This window comes from Marinomonas primoryensis (genome assembly GCF_013372285.1).
In the GTDB taxonomy this organism is placed as follows: Bacteria; Pseudomonadota; Gammaproteobacteria; order Pseudomonadales; family Marinomonadaceae; genus Marinomonas; species Marinomonas primoryensis.
The window spans coordinates 17,397-35,503 of sequence record NZ_CP054301.1 but is presented as its reverse complement, the minus strand read 5'-3'; the positions used below and the strand labels follow the sequence as shown (position 1 = coordinate 35,503).

The window sequence follows — 18,107 nt, the reverse complement described above, 5'->3', positions numbered from 1 at the left end:
TTGTTTCACATGAAACACAGTTGACTGGGCTTTTTTTACGCTACGCCCTCTAGTTTAATACGGGCCTAATAGGTTGTTTCCACTGTTTCATAACGCTCAAACTAATAAAGAAGCTTAATTAAAAACTCAGCAAAATTAATTACGAGTATTTCTCAAGTTCAAGTTAAATAATTGTCTTTATGTGGGTAAACTTGCACTACGTCATTAAAGTAAAAATATGTACGCTTGATCAGGCATCACGACTCACTTTGACAATTGAATAAACAAACTAAACAAAGAGCCAAAAACCAATAACGCTCTAAGGCAGACTATGAAAATCATCATTATAGGTGCGGGCCAAGTAGGCGCCACACTTGCAGAAAACCTAGCAAGTGAAGATAACGATATTACCGTCATTGATACAGATTTAGCCCGCCTTAGAGAATTGCAAGATCGTCTCGACATTCAAACGGTGGAAGGCAGTGGCTCACACCCAGATGTATTAGAGCAAGCCGGCTGCAATGATGCCGACATGCTGATCGCGGTGAGCAACCAAGATGAAACCAATATGGTCGCTTGTCAGGTCGCTCATACCTTATTTAAGACGCCCACTAAGATCGGCCGCATACGTTCAAGCGCTTATGCCAAATACCCAGAGCTATTTAGCGATCAAGCCTTACCTATGGACGTTCGAATCAGCCCTGAAAAAGAGGTGACGAAACACCTGAGCAGATTGATTCGCTACCCCGGCGCTTTGCAGGTTATGGAGTTTGCCGAAGGCAGAGTACAACTCGTCGTTGTTAAGGCTGAAAAAGGGGGGGCTTTAATCGACCAACCCATCAGTTTTTTGAAAGAGCACATGCCATCAATTCAAACACGTATCGCGGCAATTTATCGTGATGGGAAATCCATTTCACCTGATGGCAATACCTATATTCGAGCCAACGACGAAGTCTTTTTCCTGACGGCTCAACGGGACGTACTGGATGTAATGAGTGAACTGCGTCCGTTGGACGTACCTTATCGACGCATTATTATTGCGGGCGGTGGCAACATAGGTGAGCGTTTGGCACAAAGTCTCGAAAAAGAATATCGCGTCAAAATCATCGAACGAGACCCTGAGCGCTGCCGTTATTTGTCCGAGACCTTGGACAATACGATTGTTCTAAATGGTGATGCGTCGAGACAAGAGTTGCTGCTTGAAGAAAATATCGAATCCACCGACGTGTTCTGTGCGCTGACCAACAATGATGAAGCAAATATCATGTCGTCCATGCTGGCGAAAGTGTTGGGCGTTCGTACCGTTATGACGATTATCAACAATCCTGCTTATGTCGATATCGTGCAAGAAGGCATGATCGACATTGCCATCTCGCCTCAACAAACCACTATCAGTTCTCTATTAAGCTATATTCGACGCGGTGACGTGGTGAATGTTCACTCGATGCGAAAAGGCGCAGCAGAAGCATTAGAAGCGGTAGCGCACGGGGATTATCGTTCCTCAAAAGTAGTCGGCCGAAGCATCGCTAATTTGAACTTGCCTGAAGGTGCAACAATCGGCGCCATCGTTCGCCAAGACGATATGATCGTCGCCACCAGCGAATTGGTTATACAAGCAGAAGACCACGTGATCATCTTTGTGACCAATAAAAAACAAATTCCAGCGGTAGAGCAGCTCTTTCAAGTGGGTTTAAGTTTCTTTTAATGAGACTCTTGTTAGAGCAAAAAAATAAGACAAAAAGTAATGCCAGTAAAAAGCCAAGTACGGTTATCGCCAGAATTTTTAACAATGGCCTGATAAATGAAAAATCAGGTTCTAGGAAGTAAGTATGCATTTTAGTGTCATTTTACGTGTCATTGGATTATTGGTAATGGTATTCAGTGTCTCGCTGATCCCGCCCATTATCGTTTCTCTGATTTATTCTGATGGTGCACTTAATGCGTTTCTTTATGCGTTTGGCGTGAATTTATTAGGCGGCTTTCTTTTATGGTTCCCAGTTCGTAACGAGCGTGGTGAATTAAAAATTCGCGACGGTTTCTTAGTAACCGTCCTCTTCTGGACCGTACTGGGGTTATTTGGTTCTGTGCCTTTTTTCTTAGCAGAAAATCCAGATCTGAGCTTTACCGATGCCTTGTTTGAATCCATTTCAGGGCTCACGACAACCGGGGCAACCATACTCACGGGCATCGACGATCTTCCGCAGTCTATTCTGTTTTATCGACAGCTACTCACTTGGTTAGGCGGCATGGGGATCATCGTATTAGCCGTAGCCATTATGCCAATGTTAGGCATCGGTGGTATGCAGCTGTATCGTGCAGAAACACCAGGACCGGTAAAAGATACCAAGCTAACGCCACGCATTGCCGAAACAGCCAAAGCGCTTTGGTACATCTACGCGACGCTAACGGGTGTTTGTGCTTTAGGCTATTGGATCGCTGGTATGAGCTTATTTGACGCCATTTGTCACAGCTTCTCGACCGTAGCCATTGGCGGCTTCTCGACTCACGACGACAGCATTGGCTACTTCAACAGTGTCGCGATCGAGATGATTTGTACCTTCTTTATGATTGTGTCGGCCTTCAACTTTGCTTTGCATTTTTACGCTTGGCGTCACAAGAGCGTATGGCACTATTTCAAAGACCCTGAAGCACGTTTCTTTCTATTGATTCTTTCCAGCACTGTCATTCTTTCCACTCTGGTACTGGCCATGACGTCGACTTATGACTGGGACACGTCACTGCGTTATGCGGTGTTCGAAAGTGTGTCTATCGCGACCACCTCCGGCTTCGGCACGTCAGACTTTTCTAGCTGGCCACACTTTTTGCCCTTCTTATTAATCGTCACCTCATTTGTCGGCGGCTGTGCCAGTTCGACTGGCGGCGGTATGAAGGTTATTCGTATTCTATTGATCCTCAAACAAGGCATCCGTGAGATACAACGTCTGATACACCCTAATGCGGTTATCCCCGTTAAAGTCGGCGGCAAGGCGATTCAAGAAAGAGTCGTGTCGGCCGTATGGGGATTCTTCTCTGCGTATTTGCTGGTTTATATTGTCTTAATGATTGGCTTGATGGCGACAGGGTTGGACCAAGTAACGGCGTGGTCAGCGGTAGCAGCGACACTAAACAACCTTGGTCCGGGGTTAGGCGATGTAGCGGCCAGCTATACTAATATTGGTGATCCAGCAAAATGGATGTTGTGTTTCTCTATGCTGCTTGGCCGATTAGAAGTCTTCACCCTATTGGTTTTGTTCACGCCAATGTTTTGGCAAAAGTAGAGGCAAAGCAAAGGTGACACCGGCTATTAACCAATTAAAGAAACAAAAGATCGAGTTCAGTATCCATGAATATGAACACGATCGAGATTGCTCTAACTTTGGCGAAGAGGCCGCTCAAAAGCTAAACCTTGATCCTGCTGGTGTCTTCAAAACCTTGTTAGTCAGTGACGATAAACAATTTTTTGTCGCCATTGTGCCGGTGACTGGCACGTTGAATTTAAAACGTGCCGCCGCAGCACTTAAGGTGAAAAAGCTGCGCATGGCCGACGCCAAAGAAGCCGAACGACTGACGGGATATTTGATCGGCGGCATCAGCCCAATCGGACAAAAGAAAAGCCTTGTGACATGCATTGATCAAAGTGCTCAGGCTTTTGAAAAAATTTACGTCAGCGGCGGACAGCGAGGTTTGGATATTGGGCTCGCGCCACGTGACCTTGGCCTTGCTTGTCGCAACGCCAACTTCGCTGATATCGGTGAACGCAAATAGCCACACTCATTCTCTAGATTCATCATTAAGGTATTTTCATGACGCAACCTAAACCCATCATTTTGTTAGACCGAGACGGCGTCATCAATCAAGACTCTGATGCCTACGTCAAATCTGTTGACGAATGGCAGCCCCTATCCGGCAGTATTAAATCCATTGCCGCATTGTCAAAAGCAGGCTTTAAAGTGTTTGTTGTCACCAATCAATCTGGCATTGCGCGTGGTTATTACAACGAAACAACACTGCATGCCATGCACGATAAAATGACCGCACTGGTCGAAGCAGAGGGCGGTACCATTTCAGGCATTCAATATTGTCCTCATGGTCCAGACGATAACTGCACTTGTCGAAAACCCAAAAGCGGCATGATTGAAAATATTGAAAAACAGCTCGGTGTCTCTTTCGAAGACTGCCCAGCGATTATGGTTGGAGACTCTCTGAGAGACCTTCAGGCAGGAAATTTACGCGGTTGTTCGCCAGTATTAGTATTGACTGGAAAAGGCCGTGAGACGCAATATAAGAGCATCGATTTCTACTTCGACATTTATACCGATCTGGCTGCTTTCACCATTGCTACACTTCACAAGTACCAATAACAATGTAAACAAGAGTAAGTGAACACTTACTCTTGTTTACATTTAAGCTTTCCTAAGTGGTCATTTTTTCTAAACGACGAAAGCTTACCCACATCAGTAACGCCAACACAATCAACACCACGGGAAAGGCTGACACACTAAAAGCATCAATAATGGGACCGGTCAATGAAGGCGCAACCAACGCACCTAATCCGCAGCATACAAAAATCAATCCCGTTCGTTTTCCATTCAAAGACATAATGCTGCTGGCGTAGGCAAACAACATGGGGAAGATCGCAGAACACCCAAGGCCTAACCAAAGGGCAACAATAACAAGAGAAAGATCAGGGAAAGCAAACATAAGTACAGAACCAATAATGCTAAAAAAGATCAGCCCATATAAACCATGCTGTAACGGTATCCAGCGTAATAACGGCACAGACACTAAACGCCCAAGCGACAAGCTCACGTAAAACCAAGACACCAGTACCGCCGCTTGGTTTTGGCCTTCGCCCATCAAAATACCATAGGTACTGATCCAGCCCGCGATCGTGATCTCAAAACCCACATACACAAAGATCACTGTTAAAAAAGCCAGAAACGTCGCTTTCTGTCTGGCTTCCGGTACCACTTCGCTCTCACGAGCTTGAAAACGTGGACTCGGTTGACGCCATAATAAGAAGGGCAGTAGCAGAGCATACAACGCCAACAACCAATAACCGACGCCATAATTTTGGCCCATCCACTCACTGAAAACCAACACTAAAGGCGCAATCATGCAGCCTGTGCTGTAACAAAGATGAAGCACGGTCACATAAGAACCCACTTTTTCTTTGTGTAGCCACAGCATCATCATGTTGCCACCCGCATTGACGGAGACTTCCGCGGCGCCAAGCAAAAAGAATAAAGCCACCAACATCGGCAAATTAATAGAAAAGGGCACCAATACCAGTCCAACAATGACCAGTGCCAACATAAGGATCAAGTAATGATGACCTTGCCAGCGATCAAACATGCGGCCTGCCAACAAAGCGCCGAGAATATTACCGATGGCTCGTGCACCAAAGACGACTGAGATTTCAGCCACTGAAGCATGAATCAAATCAGCAAGGTAAATAAGACTTGGGCCAAGTATTCCGCTCACAGCACCCGCAGCCACAAACATCGAGCAGTAAGTAGCGGTACGCGCTAATTCTTTCATAGCTGAATCCATATTATTATTTGGAGTTGAAACAACCTAATGAACCTAGGAAGCGGTTAAGAATTCGAACCCGTCAGAATAAACGAGCGTAATTTTATTTAATCATGCAACTTGATTAATTAATAGACACCCATTGAAAATAGCTCTATTACCTCGACAAGCTAATTTAGCGTCAAACAATGCTTTATGAAAATGATAGCCATATTGATACACAAGCATTGGCAATGATGCATTAATTGGATGATAATCATTATTATTTATATATTTGAACATTATGCCTCTGCAACACAAACTCACTCGCATTGAAAAAGTTTTAGACTACATTCATGAGCATTTGGATGAATCTATTCATGTCGCAAGTCTGGCTGAAAAAAGCTGTTGGTCTCGCTGGCAATTTCAACGAGTCTTTGGTGAGGCAACAGGGCTCACCGTCGCGCAATACATAAGAGAGATACGTTTAAGCAAAGCCGCAGAGTTATTACTTTCGAGCCCAAAAAGGCATATAGACATTGCCATATTGTGTGGCTTTGATTCTGAAATTAGCTTCAGTCGCGCTTTCAAAAATATGTTTAACTGCACGCCTCGTGAATACCGCCTAAGAGGAAAGCGCCAAGGTCTGCGCACACCCTTACAATACCGGACAGAAAAAACGCTTGCTGGTGATAAACCAAAAGCCTTTACTCAGATTCGAATCGAAAGCCGCGATGCTTTCCAACTTAATGGTGTGCATGGCTGGATACACGGACCATTTTCTTCGACACCAGATTTTATAGAGCGTGTTCCACAGCTTTGGAAAACCATAGATACAAAAAACGAATATTTCGCTCCTACTGCTCAACCCATCGGCATCATAGACACACATTACCACCCTCAAAACCCAGACCAAATGTGTTACTGGGCAGGGTATTTAGGCCAACCTAAAAACACTTATGACACCATTGACGTGCCGTCGCAAGAATACGCCGTGATTCCCGTTCATGGCAAAGTAGCCGCGGTTGAACAAGCCGTTGAGTGGTTTATCCATCGCTGGCTTCCAGAGTCCGATTACGATGGGATTTCAGGCTACGAATTAGAAGTTTATGACCCCCATTACGACCCTAAAAGCTCCCAAAGCTACATGGAATATTGGTTGCCGATTAAGCCAAGATAGAGACAACAAAACAGCCGATTACGTAAAGATGCACCAAAAAGTTAAGTTTTTCTTTGAGAAATAAATAGAATGATAGTCATTCTCAAATATAAACTTATTCAATCCTCGGAGTTAAAATGAAAACGGCTTTGTCCTTTCCTCCCACATTACTGGCCTTGGCGATCACAAGCGCGTCGACTTATTCGTTAGCAGCGAATATGACAGATTCAACAATAGGCACAGATAAAGCAATCTCTCTTAATGAGGATCAGTTAAGTACCTTAGAAGTAAAAGGGCAGACTTATCGCAACACAGCAACCAAAACGCAATTAGACCCAGAAGAAACACCTCAAGCCATTTCTATTATCGATGCGGACAGCTTAGAACAGCGCGGTATCGAAACGGTTGCGGAAGCGGTGCGTTATTCTTCGGGGATTAATACCGAATTACGAGGTGGTGCCGTAACGCGCCTAGACCTGTTTAATATCCGTGGGTTCCAAAATGACAAAGCGTACTATGATGGCCTGCAGTTGCTCTATAACGATTGGAACTTACAACCACAAATTGACATGGCGGCCGTAGAACAAATAGAAGTGTTTAAAGGACCAACATCCACACTGTACGGTGCCATGCCACCAGGCGGCATGGTGAACCTGATCAGTAAAGCACCACAATCGACCGATCAAAGCATCGTCGAAGTAGCATTAGGCAGCGATAAGAAACGCGATGTCTCCATCGATTCAACGGGCGCATTGAATGAACGGATGAACTACCGTGTCGTGGCTTTAATTCGCGAGAAAGAAGGGCAAGCGGTGACCTCGGACGAAAAACGCATCATGATTGCACCGTCTCTTGATCTTAAAATAAGCGACGATACACAACTGAACTTGAATATGTATTACCAACAAGACCCAAGCATGGGCGTCTATTCCGCATTGCCTTCGAAAGGTACTGTCTACGACAATATCAACGGCAAATTATCCTCCGATAGTTACGCAGGCGATGCAAACTGGGAAACCTATGACCGTGACGTGCTGTTACTGGGTTACAAACTTGATCATACAATAAATAACACGTGGCGCTTTTTACAAAATACCCGATTTACAACGGCAAAAGCCGCTCAAGAAAATACCTATTCAACAAGTTTAGACAGCGATGAAAGAACATTAAATCGTCGAGCATACCTCACCGATGAAGCCTCTACTGGTTTGAATGTCGATAACCAATTCTCTGGTGTGTTTGATATTGGCAATACTGAGCATAATGTATTGGTCGGTGTGGACTACTTAACACTCACGTCCGATATTGAATATGAAGACGCCGTAGCGCCAAGCATCGATCTTTATAACCCAAACCACCATCAGATAGTAAAAAACAATCTCAACTTTGCCGCCTCTGGTTACAGCAGTGACTTTACTATCGAAAAGGAACAACTCGGCTTCTACCTACAAGATCAAATACGCTTCGACCAATGGGTGTTCATTGCAGGCGGACGTTACGACAGCTTTAAAGCAACAGAAAAAGGTCTCAAATATGGCAGCAAAACAAACACCAAAGTAGACCAAAGCCAATTCAGTGGGAGAATCGGCGCACTATACGAATTTGATAATGGTATTGCTCCGTTTGTAAGCTATGCGCAAAGCTTTGAACCCATCACAGGAGCAGATCGTAATGGCAATACATTTGATACCTCCACCGCGGACCAATGGGAAGCAGGACTAAAATACAAACGTCATAACGTAATCGCCAGCGCAACCGCTTTTGAAATTACCAAGAGCAAAGTATTAACACGCGACCCAAATGGCTCCGCCTACGACAAGATTCAAGTCGGTGAGGTCCGCTCACGGGGCATCGAGCTAGAGCTTCAACAAGCCATCACTCGCGATGTCAGTATCAAAACCGCTTACACACGACAAGATGTGGAAGTCACCAAAGACAACAGCGGAATCCAAGACAACACACCCATTTGGGTGCCAGAGCAACAGTTGAATACTTGGTTAACCTATGCGCCACAGCAAGGCGCGTTGGCTGGTGCATCCTTTGGTACTGGCGTTCGTTATGTCGGAAAAATGCAATTGAACGCAGCGAACTCCAACACGGTACCATCCTTCACATTAGTGGATCTCTCCATTGGTTATGACTTAGCCATGTTGTCTCCTCAATGGAAAGGGGCCAGCGTTAAATTGGCCGTATCAAATGTGCTGGATGAAACCTATTACAGTTGTTATGACGAATCTAATTGTTGGTTTGGCGACCAGCGATCTTTCGAAGTCAGCGCTCGTTATGCGTTCTAACATGTTGAGTAAATAAGATGAGGAAACATTTAAGCCGTCTTTTTTTGGAGAGCAAACAGTATCTAGCGCCTTTACAAGGTGTTGAGCTAGATGCTGGCTTAGAAGAAGATCCCAGCCTTTTATCTGCGGCTTGTGCAGAACCTTTCTTAGCGAATTTGCACTTCACTTTACAAAAGGCGCATCCGGAAGCGGGTGCGCCTTATTGGCGCATAAGGTCATGGGGATTAAGCTGCTGGCAACCGATTTATTTGGCGTTGATTTGCGTCTATCACCTAAAACGTATTCCAAACAGTTTAGGACGATTGCATCAAACTCAGCAGCAAGCTTATGTGGCTGGCTATGCTTTACCCGATGGAGAGTGGTTAGCAGGTGAACATGAAGCCTTAGTGAAACACACCGCTGAACAACTCAAAACATTATTTGATGCCTTACAAACCGCCCACCTCAATCAATTTGGTGGACGACAAGCTTTGTATCAAGCATTGTTAGCCGACCAGATTATGACGACCATGGTGACAGCCGTTGGAGCATCGGCAAGCCTTTTTGATATTCAAAATGAATATCAATTGTGGGCAAGGTATCTAGATTTGCCGACAGATATATTAAATCGTTTAAAACAGGACACAGGCAAAATCATTTTTACTCGTCGTACCTGTTGCCTTCATTTTCGCCGTGATGATGGTGAACTCTGCGCAGATTGTCCTCGTGGCCATAAAGCCAAACAAGAGAAAAAAAACAAGGAGTCACATGTTTGAATTAACACACGTTTGTGTTGAACGAAGCCAACGACAGATTCTGAATCTTCAACTTCCTAGTGATAAAGTGTGTGTCATCCTTGGACATAACGGCTCAGGCAAAACCACTTTGATGCAATGTCTGGCATAGAGCCCTTTTAAGAACAAAGGATAGAAGATGTTATAAAAAGTTATGAAAAGTAACTATATGTAAGTACTCACTTCCTATTTACACCTTTTAAACCGCTAAGCAAGACAGCTTATACACTGATTTTTTCAATGTGCCGAGATTGAGTTTCTAAAATAGTAGAAATGTTATCTTCAATCCAATCAGCTAATCCGACCACGTGTTCGGCCACTTGCATACCACTCTCAGTCAAGCTGTACTCCACATGAGGCGGTACCACAGGATAAGCCACTCGCAATACAAAACCATCTTGCTCTAGCGCTTGCAGAGTCTGTGCAAGCATCTTCTCACTAACGCCATTAATGGTACGACGCAGTTCACTAAAGCGATGTGTTTCACCGCCTTTTAATGCCAGTAAAACCAACACAGCCCAACGGCTCGTCACATGCTTCAACACATCCCGAGAAGGGCACTGATCAGAAAATACATTGCCTCTTTCAAAATGCGCTGATAATCCGGACTTTTCTCGTTGATCTTCACTTAAATGATTTTTCTTCATACTTACCTTTTTGTATGTACTTACTAAAAGTTTGTTAGTGATTTATTCTACTCTCATCAACTTAAAACTCAAAGGAGAGAACCATGATTTTAGTAACAGGTGCATCAGGTCAACTTGGCCGTTTGGTAATTGAATCTTTATTAGAAAAAACAGCCGCCAGCAACATTGTTGCAGCCGTTCGTAATATCGACAGTGTAAAAGACCTAGCCGAGCAAGGCGTACATATTCGCCAAGCAGATTACACTCAACCAGATACCTTGGTGACGGCGTTCGCTAACGTAGAAAAAATACTGCTCATTTCCTCTAGCGAAGTCGGTCAACGTGAAATTCAACATAAAAATGTCATCGAGGCGGCAAAGGCCGCAGGCGTTTCTCTCATTGCTTACACCAGCATTTTAAAAGCAGATACCTCGTCACTTATCTTGGCAGAAGAACACGCAGCGACAGAAAAGCTATTAGCGGAATCTGGCGTGCCGCATGTATTGCTTCGCAACGGCTGGTACTCTGAAAACTACACGGGAACAATCGGTATGGCACTTGAGCACGGTGCGGTACAAGGCAGTGCAGGTGAAGGCAAAATTTCTGCGGCAGCACGAGCAGACTACGCTGCCGCGGCGGCTGTCGTGCTAACCCGTGACAATCAAGCTGGTAAAGTATACGAATTAGCAGGGAACAATGCGTTCACTCTTAGTGAATACGCTCAAGCAATCAGTCATCTCAGCGGCAAAGCCGTGATTTATCAAAACCTTCCAGTAGCAGAGTACACCAAGGCTTTAGTCGGCATGGGCTTACCCGAAGGCTTTGCTGGCATATTAGCGGATTCTGATGTCGGCGCGTCAAAGGGTGCCTTATTTAACGACAGCAAAGATCTGTCGACACTGATTGGACGCCCTACAACATCCATTGAAGACAGTATCAAAGCGGCGCTGTAAGCCGTATTAAGAAAAGAAAGGGACACAAATTTTACATAAGGCGCATCCATTTACGGGTGCGCCTTATTGGTGTAAACGCTACTGGGGATTGCTCATTAGGGGTTATGTAAACACTATCCTTTCAAGAATGTTCCAATCCACGCCATCAGTTGCTGATTATCTATTCCTTCTTGCGCAACGGTTTGACGTGCTTTCGCAGCGACCGCTGGTGTGAGAGTGACGCCGTCGTATAGATCAAGCAATTCTTTTTCGTAAGCCTTAGAAAACTCCGGATGCCCTTGGAAAGTTAAAATTCGATCTTTGTAGATTAAGCCAGCATGTTGGCAAAAATCACTACTAAGAAAACTTGTCATTTTTTCAGGCTTTTCCAACACTTGGTCTTGATGAAATGCACAAAATGCAATGTCTTTACGGCCCAAAGGTGTCGCGACATTATCTGCTACTTGGTAGTGGTGAACGCCGACGCCCCAACCACCATCAAATTTGGCCACACGCCCGCCTAATGCTCGGGCAATAACTTGATGGCCAAAACAAATACCAACCAGTACTTTGTTTTTGGCATCCACTTCACGAATAAACTCACACAGACGCGTGATCCATGGGTCATCTCCATAAGCATCAGATTTAGAGCCTGTAATCAACCAAGCGTCACAGCAATCTATGCTTTCAGGAAATTCGTCCAAACGCACATCGAATATCTCAAACGATAAGTCCGGCTCCATGGCCGCAATCTGTTGAGCAAACATTTCCGCATAAGTAGGGTACTTAGAGCGTAATACATCAGGCGTAATGCCCGCTGCAAGAATTCCTATTTTCATTAATAACTTACCTCAGAAATACAACGCTTATGGATTTTGAAATCGATTTTGACGACGCATTATAAAAATGGCCGCAATCACAGCAATGGAAACCACTAATATCATTAACGTCGCTAGGGCATTAATCTCAGGTGTTACACCAAGACGCACTTTAGAGAAAATCACCATAGGTAATGTAGAGTTTCCTGGCCCAGACACGAAACTAGCAATCACTAAATCATCAAGCGACAAGGTAAACGACAGCAACCAGCCAGACAGTATTGCGGGTGTAATCAATGGCAAAGTAATCAGAAAAAACAAGGAGACAGGCTTTGCACCAAGATCCATTGCCGCTTCTTCCAACGTTTCATCCATCGATGATAAACGTGATTGCACGACAACCGCGACATACGCTAAGCAGAAAGTTGTATGGGCAATCACAATCGTCGTCATACCGCGACCTGCAGGCCAACCAAACAGGCTCTCCATCGCTACGAAGAGCAATAACAGTGACAAACCGGTGATCACTTCTGGCATCACCAGAGGTGCCGTCACCCAACCAGCCATCATGGTTTTTCCACGAAATTTGCCCATACGACTCAAAACAAATCCCGCTACCGTGCCAAGTATCGACGCAAGCGTCGCGCTAATAAACGCAATTTTTAAACTCACCCACGCTGCGCTCATAATCTGTTCATTACGGAACAGTTCAACGTACCATTTAAGTGACCATCCCCCCCATACCGTCACCAGTTTAGACTCGTTAAAACTGTAGATAATCAAAGCAACAATTGGCGCGTATAGGAACAAGAAACCAAAACCTGCACTGAACTTTAAAGCTAAGGAATGATCTTTCATTACATTGCCTCCTTGTTGCCATTTCGCATAAACATAATGGGGCCGACCAAGACGATCAGCATAATGATCGCGACAGCAGACGCTAAAGGCCAATCTCGATTAAGGAAGAATTCGTCCCACAGTACACGTCCAATCATAAGAGTATCTGAGCCGCCTAACAGCGAAGGAATAACAAATTCACCAACCGCAGGAATAAACACCAACAAACAACCTGCGATGATGCCAGGTTTGGCCAGCGGCAAAGTCACCAGGCAGAACGCGCGCCAAGGTTTTGCCCCAAGATCTTTTGCGGCTTCAATAAGGCTTATATCCATTTTTTCTAACGTGGTATATAACGGCAGAATCATGAACGGCAAATAGGTATAAACAATCCCAATATATACAGCCACATCCGTTTGTAGGATTTGCAATGGCTGATCAATCAAGCCTAAAGACATCAATGTGTCGTTGACCAAACCATTCTTTTTCAACAGCGACATCCAAGCATAAACGCGCAATAAAAACGATGTCCAGAAAGGTAAAATAACCAAGGATAACAATATCGTACGTGCCATCGAACCACTACGAGCGATGAGATAAGCAATCGGAAAACCAATGATTAAGGTGAAGAAGGTAGAAACGGCCGCAATACGCAAGGAGCTAAGATAAGCATCTAGGTAAAAGCGAGACTCAAACAAAAATAAATAATTACCAAACGTTACTTTCAGCGTCGCGTAAGCGTTACTTGGGTCCCACTCCAACAAAGGAGAATACGGCGGAACCGCAATCATCGCTTCAGAAAGAGATATTTTGAACACCACCAGAAATGGGATAAAAAAGAACGCTGCCAGCCACAACATTGGCATTAAGATCACAAGCCAGCGACCCAAACGAATATTTTGCAAACGCAGCAATAGGTTCGAGCGTGTTGTTTTGGTGGTTGCCGTTATCATGATGCTAACACCACACTGCTATCTGCACCCCAAGACAAATAGACATGATCATCCCAAGTCAGGCGTTCACCAGTATCACGCTGTGTATTGGGTTGAGTAATGCGGATTTCTTTACCTGATAATAAACGCACTTTGTAAATCGACTGACTGCCCATGTACGCCACCTCGGTAATAATACCTTCAGCGGCGTTATTTTTTTCATCTAGTACATCACGAGTAATACGCATTTTTTCAGGACGAATCGCCACGTTGACAGCTTGATTTGGTGCGCAGCTAATTCCATGGTTCAAATAAATAAGACCATTAATATCATCACATTGAATGGTTGCGCTATCTCGCTCATCAGAGACAACCGTTCCATTAAACAAATTTACATTACCAATAAATTCAGCGACAAAACGGTTACATGGGTGCTCGTACACTTCATGAGGTTCGGCAGTTTGTACAATCACACCGTTATTCATCACGCCAATGCGCGTCGCCAGCGTCATCGCCTCTTCTTGATCATGGGTCACAACAACAAAGGTAATTCCGAGATCTTCTTGCAGGCGCATCAATTCAAATTGTGTTTCTTCTCGCAGCTTTTTATCCAAGGCACCTAAAGGCTCATCCAGTAATAATAGCTTAGGCCGTTTCACTAAAGATCGGGCTAAAGCCACACGCTGACGCTGACCACCGGATAGCATATGAGGCTTACGACGAGCAAGATGCCCCAACTGAACCATATCGAGAATATCCGCTACGCGTTTTTTCACCTCATTACTTGGTAAGCCTTCACGTTTTAGACCAAACGCGACGTTAGCTTCTACGGTTAAATGTGGAAACAAGGCATAAGACTGAAACATCATATTAACGGGGCGTTCCCACGGCGGCACATCAGACATGTCCACACCATCAATGATAATACGCCCCGAAGTAGGTGATTCAAAACCTGCTAACATGCGTAATAAGGTACTTTTACCAGAGCCAGACCCACCCAATAGGCAAAATAGTTCGTTCTTATAAATGTCCAAAGAGACATTATTTACAGCAGCAAAATCACCAAAATTTTTATTTATTTGCTCAATTCGAACAAACGGTTCAGCGTCTTTTTGGCGCCAAGCAGGCAACGATTGAGACGTTATAATAGGAGAAACAGAAGACACAGACATAACACACACCTGTCAGCATGATAATATTCGAGAAGGGTGGTGCTTCACGGCACCACCCACCGTACAGAAGGCTGCTTAACGACCGGTTTTAATATTAGTCCAAGCACGCGTCAATAAACGATCAAAGCGCGCAGCATGAGCAATTTGCACAAACAGTTTTTCTTTTACTTCTTGAGTTGGGTACACACCTTTATTTGTCGCCACTTCTTCATCTAAAAGCGATACCGCTGCAGTGTTTGGTACTGCATAGAAAACATAATTCGAGATAGCGGCTGCAATGTCTTTTTTCAGGATGAAATCGATGAATTTATGCGCCGCTTCTGGATGAGGCGCGTCAGCAGGAATCGCCATTAAATCAAACCACACCAAGGTGCCTTCCTTAGGAATGACAAATTTGATATCAACACCTTGACCCGCTTCTTCCGCACGACTCTGCGATTGCAAAATATCACCGTTATAACCAATTGCCACACACACATCGCCATTTGCTAAATCAGAAATGTATTTACTGGAGTGAAAATATTTTACGTTGTCTTGAGCAATAGACATAAGTTTGGTGGATTCTACCAACTCATCTTTGTCTTCTGAGTTTGGATCAATACCACGATAATTATTGACTACCGACATCACTTCCGCTGGAGAGTCTAATACAGCGATACCACAATCATTCAGCTTAGCCGCGATACTAGGATCAAATAAGACGTCCCAAGAGTCGATGTCCGCTGTACCCAATCGTTCCTCGATCATTTTGGTGTTGTAGCCGATACCAATCGTCCCCCAAGCGTAAGGAATATTGTGTAGGTTGCCAGCATCATGTTTTTCAATTTGCTTAGCCAGAGTTTGGTCCAGATTGCCATAATTGCTCAGCTTGCTTTTATCGATTGCTTGATACACACCCGCCTTAACTTGACGCTCAAAAAACGAGTTAGATGGCATGACGACATCGTAGCCAGAACCACCAGCCATCAGCTTTGCTTCTAAAACTTCGTTGCTGTCATACACATCGTAGTTAACTTTGATGCCTGTTTCTTTAGAAAACTGCTCCAAAGCGCCTGGCGCCATATAGTCTGACCAGTTGTAAACGTTTAAAACATCTTCTGCATAACTGCTAACAGCGAACGTAGAGGCTGCGCCAGCGATCAATAAACTTAATACATTGCGTTTCATGTGAGATTCTCCAATTATCAGCCAATTGTCATTGACTGGTTCCAGTTGTGATGTGATTTTTTATTTTGAGCAAAGCCTCTATCGGGCTCTATTTTCTAATGCCGTTCTAATCAGCAAAGCACTTTATAAATAGGCCTCATATTCCACATTGGAAATACGGCCGTGTATTTTTTGTTGCTCTTGTTCTTTCGCTGCACCGTAGACACGCACAAATTCTTCACCTAAATAATCACGTAAGAACGCGCTGTCTGCAAAAGACTCAGTGGCTAATTCCCAACGATTTGGTAAAAGTTCAAAACGTTCTGACATAGCATACGCATCACCTTCGATTGGTTGTGGCGGTGACATTTTGGTTTCGATACCATGTAATGCAGCGCCTAACACGGCAGCCAATACTAAGTAGGGATTCGCATCTGCACCAGACACGCGATGTTCAATACGACGTGCCACATTGTCACTTTCCGGAATACGTACTGCAACAGTACGGTTTTCATACCCCCAGCTGGCAAATGTTGGAGCGTGAGCGCCATTTTGAAAACGACGGTAGGAATTCATGTGGGGCGCAAACACCAGCATGGAATCTGACATGTGATTCAGCAAACCAGCAACCGCTTGTTGTAACAAACTGGAGCCTTCATCTGTACCGTTGTCGAACACATTGATACCTTGCTCATCCAACAAACTAAAATGCACATGAAAACCGTTGCCACTCTTATCCGCATAAGGTTTCGCCATGAAAGTGGCACCGAAGTCATGCTGACGTGCAACGCCTTTGATCAAACGCTTAAACATAATCGCGTGATCTGCCGCTTGAACGGCATCATTACTGTGTTTCATGTTGATTTCGAATTGACCTGGGCCTAACTCAGAAATAATAGTGTCTGCTGGGATACCTTGGATTTCACATGCTCTACGCACTTCCGCGAAAAAGCCTTCTAGACCATCCATTTCTTCGATGGAGTAGCAATCTGTTTTATTCAAACGCACACCGTTGCCTTCCACTATGATAGGAGGTGAAGGTTGACGCTTTGCTTCAGACTGGCCATCTAGTAAATAGAATTCAAGCTCCGTTGCCACAACTGGCGTGTAACCTAACGCTTTAAAACGCTTAACAATTCGCGTCAATATTTGGCGTGGGTCTGGGTAAAATGGTGTGCCATCAACGTTGTACATCATGGCTAAAATTTGATCACGAGCAGACTCAGCCCATGGTACAGAGATGGGCTCAGGATGGACTGCCAAGCACAAACCATCACTGTCACCAGTCTCGAAAACCATGCCGTTGTCGAGAACATCATCACCCCAGTGATCAAAACCAATCACCGATTGAGGAAGCTTTACTCCTTGCGTCATCACGCTCTTTAAACCACTAGAGGGCATGCGCTTGCCGCGTAGATTACCGTTTAAATCTGTGATGAACAGATCAAACTCGTTGTTCCCTTCGTACATATCCGACATAGAATGTTCTCTTATGTAATTAGTCTAACTGTGAAAGAAGGCGCTATCATTAACTTAATAATCGAGCTTTAATTCGATTTTAATGTTGTTTGTACATGATTAAAGTCAAATTCTTCCGATATAAATTACCTTAACCCGAGCAAATGATACGAGTAACTATCCCCGAGTAGGTATATGCAAAGATAAAACCACTTGTATATAAATCACTCTAAAAAAGATATCGTCTTTTCTTCACATTCAGCTAATTTACTGATATGTATTAATAAAGAATCACTTAAAGTGTCTGCACCTCTGCACTTTGAATCTTCATAAGCCGAAAAATCATTCAGGTTAAGTATTCATTTTTACTACAGAAAGAATAAAAAAGTCGATGGAAATTTTATGCAAGACGTTTAATTTTAAAGACGAGAACAAAACCGAGTAAAAATTCGATTTAATCTCAATGACAC

General features: G+C 44.2%; 17 protein-coding genes. 9 read left to right on the top strand and 8 right to left on the bottom strand.

Annotated elements, in window-relative coordinates:
- Nucleotides 1-310: 310 nt before the first annotated feature.
- From trkA to gmhB, 4 genes are all read left to right on the top strand, one after another.
- Nucleotides 311-1,684 (top strand): Trk system potassium transporter TrkA, encoded by a 1,374-nt coding sequence (gene trkA, locus MP3633_RS00150; RefSeq protein ID WP_176333970.1) that lies wholly within the window; start codon nucleotides 311-313, stop codon nucleotides 1,682-1,684.
- Between the two features lie 124 nt (nucleotides 1,685-1,808).
- Nucleotides 1,809-3,257 carry a TrkH family potassium uptake protein gene (locus MP3633_RS00145; protein WP_176333969.1) on the top strand — a complete coding sequence of 483 codons (1,449 nt, stop codon included), beginning with the start codon at nucleotides 1,809-1,811 and terminating at the stop codon, nucleotides 3,255-3,257.
- 13 nt (nucleotides 3,258-3,270) lie between these two features.
- Nucleotides 3,271-3,744, top strand: a complete 474-nt coding sequence (gene ybaK / locus MP3633_RS00140; protein WP_176333968.1) for a Cys-tRNA(Pro) deacylase — start codon at nucleotides 3,271-3,273, stop codon at nucleotides 3,742-3,744.
- 38 nt (nucleotides 3,745-3,782) lie between these two features.
- Nucleotides 3,783-4,340: a D-glycero-beta-D-manno-heptose 1,7-bisphosphate 7-phosphatase gene (gmhB, locus tag MP3633_RS00135; RefSeq protein WP_176333967.1), complete on the top strand. Its 558-nt coding sequence runs from the start codon at nucleotides 3,783-3,785 to the stop codon at nucleotides 4,338-4,340.
- A 52-nt stretch (nucleotides 4,341-4,392) separates the two neighbouring features.
- On the opposite strand, the gene MP3633_RS00130 is transcribed toward gmhB, so the two are convergent.
- Nucleotides 4,393-5,520: an MFS transporter gene (locus MP3633_RS00130; protein WP_176333966.1), complete on the bottom strand. Its 1,128-nt coding sequence runs from the start codon at nucleotides 5,518-5,520 to the stop codon at nucleotides 4,393-4,395.
- A gap of 274 nt (nucleotides 5,521-5,794) precedes the next feature.
- On the opposite strand from MP3633_RS00130, the gene MP3633_RS00125 reads away from it, so the two are divergent.
- From MP3633_RS00125 to MP3633_RS00110, 4 genes are all read left to right on the top strand, one after another.
- Entirely contained in the window at nucleotides 5,795-6,670 is an 876-nt protein-coding gene (locus tag MP3633_RS00125) for an AraC family transcriptional regulator (protein ID WP_176333965.1), read from the top strand.
- Between the two features lie 116 nt (nucleotides 6,671-6,786).
- Entirely contained in the window at nucleotides 6,787-8,943 is a 2,157-nt protein-coding gene (locus MP3633_RS00120; protein WP_176333964.1) for a TonB-dependent siderophore receptor, read from the top strand.
- Between the two features lie 17 nt (nucleotides 8,944-8,960).
- On the top strand, nucleotides 8,961-9,698 hold the full coding sequence (locus tag MP3633_RS00115) for a siderophore ferric iron reductase (protein ID WP_176333963.1): 738 nt from the start codon (nucleotides 8,961-8,963) through the stop codon (nucleotides 9,696-9,698).
- Nucleotides 9,691-9,828, top strand: coding sequence for an ATP-binding cassette domain-containing protein (locus tag MP3633_RS00110; protein WP_176333962.1), 138 nt, complete (start codon nucleotides 9,691-9,693; stop codon nucleotides 9,826-9,828). Before MP3633_RS00115 ends, MP3633_RS00110 begins: the two co-directional genes overlap by 8 nt.
- 109 nt (nucleotides 9,829-9,937) lie before the next feature.
- Here the strand turns inward: MP3633_RS00110 and MP3633_RS00105 are convergent, their stop codons facing one another.
- Nucleotides 9,938-10,363, bottom strand: a complete 426-nt coding sequence (locus tag MP3633_RS00105; protein ID WP_176333961.1) for a winged helix-turn-helix transcriptional regulator — start codon at nucleotides 10,361-10,363, stop codon at nucleotides 9,938-9,940.
- Between the two features lie 83 nt (nucleotides 10,364-10,446).
- On the opposite strand from MP3633_RS00105, the gene MP3633_RS00100 reads away from it, so the two are divergent.
- Nucleotides 10,447-11,295, top strand: coding sequence for an SDR family oxidoreductase (locus MP3633_RS00100; protein ID WP_176333960.1), 849 nt, complete (start codon nucleotides 10,447-10,449; stop codon nucleotides 11,293-11,295).
- Nucleotides 11,296-11,408: 113 nt separating this feature from the next.
- On the opposite strand, the gene MP3633_RS00095 is transcribed toward MP3633_RS00100, so the two are convergent.
- From MP3633_RS00095 to MP3633_RS00070, 6 genes are all read right to left on the bottom strand, one after another.
- On the bottom strand, nucleotides 11,409-12,113 hold the full coding sequence (locus MP3633_RS00095) for a glutamine amidotransferase-related protein (RefSeq protein WP_176333959.1): 705 nt from the start codon (nucleotides 12,111-12,113) through the stop codon (nucleotides 11,409-11,411).
- A gap of 27 nt (nucleotides 12,114-12,140) precedes the next feature.
- Entirely contained in the window at nucleotides 12,141-12,950 is an 810-nt protein-coding gene (locus tag MP3633_RS00090) for an ABC transporter permease subunit (RefSeq protein ID WP_112135412.1), read from the bottom strand.
- Nucleotides 12,950-13,882 (bottom strand): ABC transporter permease subunit, encoded by a 933-nt coding sequence (locus tag MP3633_RS00085; RefSeq protein ID WP_112135414.1) that lies wholly within the window; start codon nucleotides 13,880-13,882, stop codon nucleotides 12,950-12,952. The genes MP3633_RS00090 and MP3633_RS00085 overlap by 1 nt, the downstream gene beginning before the upstream one ends.
- Complete coding sequence (locus MP3633_RS00080; protein ID WP_176333958.1) at nucleotides 13,879-15,033, bottom strand: ABC transporter ATP-binding protein; 1,155 nt, start codon at nucleotides 15,031-15,033, stop codon at nucleotides 13,879-13,881. The genes MP3633_RS00085 and MP3633_RS00080 overlap by 4 nt, the downstream gene beginning before the upstream one ends.
- Before the next feature lie 75 nt (nucleotides 15,034-15,108).
- Nucleotides 15,109-16,200 carry a polyamine ABC transporter substrate-binding protein gene (locus tag MP3633_RS00075; protein WP_176333957.1) on the bottom strand — a complete coding sequence of 364 codons (1,092 nt, stop codon included), beginning with the start codon at nucleotides 16,198-16,200 and terminating at the stop codon, nucleotides 15,109-15,111.
- A gap of 123 nt (nucleotides 16,201-16,323) precedes the next feature.
- Nucleotides 16,324-17,658 (bottom strand): glutamine synthetase family protein, encoded by a 1,335-nt coding sequence (locus MP3633_RS00070; RefSeq protein WP_176333956.1) that lies wholly within the window; start codon nucleotides 17,656-17,658, stop codon nucleotides 16,324-16,326.
- Nucleotides 17,659-18,107: the final 449 nt, after the last annotated feature.

Bases quoted from the DNA above. Each gene is read 5' to 3' on its own strand.
- trkA (WP_176333970.1), top strand. From the start codon at position 311: ATGAAAATCATCATTATAGGTGCGGGCCAAGTAGGCGCCACACTTGCA.
- MP3633_RS00145 (WP_176333969.1), top strand. From the start codon at position 1,809: ATGCATTTTAGTGTCATTTTACGTGTCATTGGATTATTGGTAATGGTA.
- gmhB (WP_176333967.1), top strand. From the start codon at position 3,783: ATGACGCAACCTAAACCCATCATTTTGTTAGACCGAGACGGCGTCATC.
- MP3633_RS00130 (WP_176333966.1), bottom strand. From the start codon at position 5,520: ATGAAAGAATTAGCGCGTACCGCTACTTACTGCTCGATGTTTGTGGCT.
- MP3633_RS00125 (WP_176333965.1), top strand. From the start codon at position 5,795: ATGCCTCTGCAACACAAACTCACTCGCATTGAAAAAGTTTTAGACTAC.
- MP3633_RS00120 (WP_176333964.1), top strand. From the start codon at position 6,787: ATGAAAACGGCTTTGTCCTTTCCTCCCACATTACTGGCCTTGGCGATC.
- MP3633_RS00115 (WP_176333963.1), top strand. From the start codon at position 8,961: ATGAGGAAACATTTAAGCCGTCTTTTTTTGGAGAGCAAACAGTATCTA.
- MP3633_RS00110 (WP_176333962.1), top strand. From the start codon at position 9,691: ATGTTTGAATTAACACACGTTTGTGTTGAACGAAGCCAACGACAGATT.
- MP3633_RS00105 (WP_176333961.1), bottom strand. From the start codon at position 10,363: ATGAAGAAAAATCATTTAAGTGAAGATCAACGAGAAAAGTCCGGATTA.
- MP3633_RS00100 (WP_176333960.1), top strand. From the start codon at position 10,447: ATGATTTTAGTAACAGGTGCATCAGGTCAACTTGGCCGTTTGGTAATT.
- MP3633_RS00095 (WP_176333959.1), bottom strand. From the start codon at position 12,113: ATGAAAATAGGAATTCTTGCAGCGGGCATTACGCCTGATGTATTACGC.
- MP3633_RS00090 (WP_112135412.1), bottom strand. From the start codon at position 12,950: ATGAAAGATCATTCCTTAGCTTTAAAGTTCAGTGCAGGTTTTGGTTTC.
- MP3633_RS00085 (WP_112135414.1), bottom strand. From the start codon at position 13,882: ATGATAACGGCAACCACCAAAACAACACGCTCGAACCTATTGCTGCGT.
- MP3633_RS00080 (WP_176333958.1), bottom strand. From the start codon at position 15,033: ATGTCTGTGTCTTCTGTTTCTCCTATTATAACGTCTCAATCGTTGCCT.
- MP3633_RS00075 (WP_176333957.1), bottom strand. From the start codon at position 16,200: ATGAAACGCAATGTATTAAGTTTATTGATCGCTGGCGCAGCCTCTACG.
- MP3633_RS00070 (WP_176333956.1), bottom strand. From the start codon at position 17,658: ATGTCGGATATGTACGAAGGGAACAACGAGTTTGATCTGTTCATCACA.